At 55.0% G+C, this 5,521-nt stretch carries 3 rRNA genes; all 3 read right to left on the bottom strand.

The annotated features are described in order from the left end of the window. Positions 1-14: 14 nt before the first annotated feature. The 3 genes from rrf to BN39_RS12315 all read right to left on the bottom strand — a co-directional run bounded on the left by rrf (position 15) and on the right by BN39_RS12315 (position 5,295). Positions 15-131 (bottom strand): 5S ribosomal RNA (rrf, locus tag BN39_RS12325). A 141-nt stretch (positions 132-272) separates the two neighbouring features. After that, positions 273-3,358, bottom strand: a 23S ribosomal RNA gene (locus BN39_RS12320). A gap of 417 nt (positions 3,359-3,775) precedes the next feature. Further along, a 16S ribosomal RNA gene (locus BN39_RS12315) occupies positions 3,776-5,295 on the bottom strand. Together the 16S, 23S and 5S rRNA genes form the textbook arrangement of a ribosomal RNA operon. Positions 5,296-5,521: the final 226 nt, after the last annotated feature.

Below are 5,521 nucleotides of genomic sequence, written 5' to 3'. Positions count from 1 at the left end.
TGTATCTAATTTTAGTCCGGCGGTGTCCTACTCTCCCACACCCTCACGAGTGCAGTACCATCGGCGCTGGAGGGCTTAGCTTCCGGGTTCGGAATGGAGCCGGGCGTTTCCCCTCCGCTATGGCCGCCGTAACACTGCGAAACAATCACACAGTCGTGTGTTGTCTCAGACATTGCATAGTGGACGCGAACCGGCCCCGCAGGACCGGTTTTCTGTAACATTGCGCAGCGTGTAAACCATCAGAATTGGTTCGTTTTGGCGAATGTTATGTGTGTGGTAAGCCCTCGACCGATTAGTACCAGTCACCTGCACGCATTACTGCGCTTCCAGTTCTGGCCTATCAACCCCATAGTCTGTAGGGGGTCTTACCCACTCAAGGTGGTGAGAAACCTAATCTTGGAACAGGCTTCCCGCTTAGATGCTTTCAGCGGTTATCCCTTCCGAACGTAGCCAACCAGCCGTGCTCCTGGTGGAACAACTGGCACACCAGAGGTTCGTCCGTCCCGGTCCTCTCGTACTAGGGACAGCCTTCCTCAAGTTTCTAACGCGCGCGGCGGATAGAGACCGAACTGTCTCACGACGTTCTAAACCCAGCTCGCGTGCCGCTTTAATGGGCGAACAGCCCAACCCTTGGGACCTACTCCAGCCCCAGGATGCGACGAGCCGACATCGAGGTGCCAAACCATCCCGTCGATATGGACTCTTGGGGAAGATCAGCCTGTTATCCCCGGGGTACCTTTTATCCGTTGAGCGACACCGCTTCCACTTGCCGGTGCCGGATCACTAGTCCCGACTTTCGTCCCTGCTCGACCTGTCAGTCTCACAGTCAAGCTCCCTTGTGCACTTGCACTCAACACCTGATTGCCAACCAGGCTGAGGGAACCTTTGGGCGCCTCCGTTACATTTTGGGAGGCAACCGCCCCAGTTAAACTACCCACCAGGCACTGTCCCTGAACCAGATCATGGTCCGAGGTTGAGGTATCCAATACGATCAGAGTGGTATTTCAACAACGACTCCACGAACACTGGCGTGCCCGCTTCACAGTCTCCCACCTATCCTACACAAACCGAACCGAACACCAATACCAAGCTATAGTGAAGGTCCCGGGGTCTTTTCGTCCTGCCGCGCGTAACGAGCATCTTTACTCGTACTGCAATTTCGCCGAGTCTGTGGTTGAGACAGCAGAGAAGTCGTTACGCCATTCGTGCAGGTCGGAACTTACCCGACAAGGAATTTCGCTACCTTAGGATGGTTATAGTTACCACCGCCGTTTACTGGGGCTTAAATTCTCAGCTTCGCCTTACGGCTAACCGGTCCTCTTAACCTTCCAGCACCGGGCAGGCGTCAGTCCATATACATCGTCTTACGACTTCGCATGGACCTGTGTTTTTAGTAAACAGTCGCTTCTCTCTGGTCTCTGCGACCCCACCCAGCTCAGACCGTGAAGGCCATCACCAGACGAGGTCCCCCTTCTCCCGAAGTTACGGGGGCATTTTGCCGAGTTCCTTAACCACAGTTCTCTCGATCTCCTTGGTATTCTCTACCTGACCACCTGTGTTGGTTTGGGGTACGGGCCACATCAGATCTCGCTAGAGGCTTTTCTCGGCAGCATAGGATCATGGAATTCGCCGCAACGGCTACGCATCACCTCTCAGGCTTGATGAGATCCGGATTTGCCTAGATCTCGCCCTACAGGCTTACACCAGTACAACCACTGACTGGCCCCACTACCTTCCTGCGTCACCCCATCGCTTGACTACTACCAGCCGAGGTCCCGTGCATCCACCCAACAAACACCCGAAGGTGAAAGAAGGGCTTCAGGACGGTTAGTACAACTGATTCATCAGGGGCGATCTGACACGGGTACGGGAATATCAACCCGTTGTCCATCGACTACGCCTGTCGGCCTCGCCTTAGGTCCCGACTCACCCTGGGAGGATTAACCTAGCCCAGGAACCCTTGGTCATCCGGAGGACAAGTTTCTCACTTGTCATTCGCTACTCATGCCTGCATTCTCACTCGCGCAGCCTCCACAACTGGGTCACCCCGCTGCTTCTACGGCTGCACGACGCTCCCCTACCCACCCACACACGAAGTGTGAGTGCCGCGGCTTCGGCGGTGTACTTGAGCCCCGCTACATTGTCGGCGCCCAGCCACTAGACCAGTGAGCTATTACGCACTCTTTCAAGGATGGCTGCTTCTAAGCCAACCTCCTGGTTGTCTTCGCGACCGGACATCCTTTTCCACTTAGTACACGCTTAGGGGCCTTAGCCGGCGATCTGGGCTGTTTCCCTCTCGACTACGAAGCTTATCCCCCGCAGTCTCACTGCCACGTTCTCACTTACCGGCATTCGGAGTTTGGCTGACGTCAGTAACCTGTGAGGGCCCATCGGCCATCCAGTAGCTCTACCTCCGGCAAGAAACACGTGACGCTGCACCTAAATGCATTTCGGGGAGAACCAGCTATCACGGAGTTTGATTGGCCTTTCACCCCTACCCACAGCTCATCCCCTCAGTTTTCAACCTAAGTGGGTTCGGGCCTCCACAACATCTTACTGCTGCTTCACCCTGGCCATGGGTAGATCACTCCGCTTCGGGTCCAGACCCGGCGACTCAAACGCCCTATTCGGACTCGCTTTCGCTACGGCTGCCCCACTCGGGTTAACCTCGCCACCGAGCACTGACTCGCAGGCTCATTCTTCAAAAGGCACGCCATCACCCCACAAGAGGGCTCTGACGGATTGTAAGCACACGGTTTCAGGTACTATTTCACTCCCCTCCCGGGGTACTTTTCACCTTTCCCTCACGGTACTAGTCCGCTATCGGTCGCAAGGTAGTATTCAGGCTTACCGGGTGGTCCCGGCAGATTCACAGCAAATTCCACGGGCTCGCTGCTACTCGGGAATCCATCACAACAGGCACCACGTTTTCGGTTACAGGACTCTCACCCTCTCCGGCGGACCATTCCAGGCCACTTCACCTAACACGACGCTTTCTCACTGCTGTCCAGCCAGGTAGAACTGGAAAGATGAACCCCACAACACCACACACACAACCCCTACCCGGTATCACATGTGCATGGTTTAGCCTCATCCGCTTTCGCTCGCCACTACTCACGGAATCACAATTGTTTTCTCTTCCTGAGGGTACTGAGATGTTTCACTTCCCCTCGTTCCCTCCACACCCCCTATATATTCAGAGGCGGGTAACACCACATGACTGGTGCTGGGTTTCCCCATTCGGAAATCCTCGGATCACAGCTCGGTTGACAGCTCCCCGAGGCATATCGCAGCCTCCCACGTCCTTCATCGGCTCCTTGCGCCAAGGCATCCACCGTGCGCCCTTAGACACTTACAACACACAAAACACACACCAAACACACAACCAAAACGGTCGCGCACCCAATGCACACTCGCATGCAAGCGCCAAAAGAAACACAACAAAATATGCTTACACAGAAACAAAATTACAGAAACAAAAACACAACACCAACACACAAAGCATGTGCCGGCATCGCGTTGATGCTCGCGTCCACTATACAATTCTCAAACAACACACACCACCACACCGCCACCGGCAACAACCAGCGCAGACATCTGGCAGCAAGAGAAGAACGTGCCCTCTCAGACACCCAACAGTGTGCCGACGAAACCCCCGACCGACCAAACCGGCCAGGGCAACAAAACAAAACTCTATCGTGTCAGTGTTCCACCCAATAATATGAGCGACCGCCGAACCACACTCGGGTCCGAAACGGCACTAAATGCTCCTTAGAAAGGAGGTGATCCAGCCGCACCTTCCGGTACGGCTACCTTGTTACGACTTCGTCCCAATCGCCAATCCCACCTTCGACAGCTCCCTCCACAAGGGTTAGGCCACCGGCTTCGGGTGTTACCGACTTTCATGACGTGACGGGCGGTGTGTACAAGGCCCGGGAACGTATTCACCGCAGCGTTGCTGATCTGCGATTACTAGCGACTCCGACTTCATGGGGTCGAGTTGCAGACCCCAATCCGAACTGAGACGCGCTTTAAGGGATTCGCTCCACCTCACGGTATCGCAGCCCTCTGTACGCGCCATTGTAGCATGTGTGAAGCCCTGGACATAAGGGGCATGATGACTTGACGTCATCCCCACCTTCCTCCGAGTTGACCCCGGCAGTCTCTCACGAGTCCCCACCATTACGTGCTGGCAACATGAGACAAGGGTTGCGCTCGTTGCGGGACTTAACCCAACATCTCACGACACGAGCTGACGACAGCCATGCACCACCTGTATAGAAGGCACAAGGCAAACCACATCTCTGCGGCGATCCTCTATATGTCAAACCCAGGTAAGGTTCTTCGCGTTGCATCGAATTAATCCACATGCTCCGCCGCTTGTGCGGGCCCCCGTCAATTCCTTTGAGTTTTAGCCTTGCGGCCGTACTCCCCAGGCGGGGTACTTAATGCGTTAGCTACGGCACGGATCCCGTGGAAGGAAACCCACACCTAGTACCCACCGTTTACGGCGTGGACTACCAGGGTATCTAATCCTGTTCGCTACCCACGCTTTCGCTCCTCAGCGTCAGTTACTGCCCAGAGACCCGCCTTCGCCACCGGTGTTCCTCCTGATATCTGCGCATTCCACCGCTACACCAGGAATTCCAGTCTCCCCTACAGTACTCAAGTCTGCCCGTATCGCCTGCAGGCCCGAGGTTAAGCCTCGGGTTTTCACAGACGACGTGACAAACCGCCTACGAGCTCTTTACGCCCAGTAATTCCGGACAACGCTCGCACCCTACGTATTACCGCGGCTGCTGGCACGTAGTTGGCCGGTGCTTCTTCTGTAGGTACCGTCACTTGCGCTTCGTCCCTACTGAAAGAGGTTTACAACCCGAAGGCCGTCATCCCTCACGCGGCGTCGCTGCATCAGGCTTGCGCCCATTGTGCAATATTCCCCACTGCTGCCTCCCGTAGGAGTCTGGGCCGTGTCTCAGTCCCAGTGTGGCCGGTCGCCCTCTCAGGCCGGCTACCCGTCGTCGCCTTGGTAGGCCATTACCCCACCAACAAGCTGATAGGCCGCGGGCTCATCCTGTACCGCAAAAGCTTTCCACCAACCCCCATGCAGGAGAAAGTGAATATTCGGTATTAGACCCAGTTTCCCAGGCTTATCCCAAAGTACAGGGCAGATCACCCACGTGTTACTCACCCGTTCGCCACTCGTGTACCCCCGAAAGGGCCTTACCGTTCGACTTGCATGTGTTAAGCACGCCGCCAGCGTTCGTCCTGAGCCAGGATCAAACTCTCCATAAAAAACACTAGAAACACAAGGTTTCAGCATAATCAGGAAATCCTGAACAAAACGAAAACACTGACAAAAATCAATGTTTCCAGAAATACATCTCGCAAAGAAATAAACGAGAAAAGCCACACACAAACAACCAAACTAACGATTGTTCATGCATGCCAAAAAAATTTTGGCACTGACAATTTCATCGACACACTGTTGAGTTCTCAAAGAACACGCCCAACGCGGCCC

Origin of the sequence: Tsukamurella sp. 1534 (genome assembly GCF_000312385.1) — a bacterium.
In the GTDB taxonomy this organism is placed as follows: Bacteria; Actinomycetota; Actinomycetes; order Mycobacteriales; family Mycobacteriaceae; genus Tsukamurella.
The sequence above is the reverse complement of the archived record's forward strand: the minus strand, read 5'-3'. Positions and strand labels throughout refer to the sequence as shown.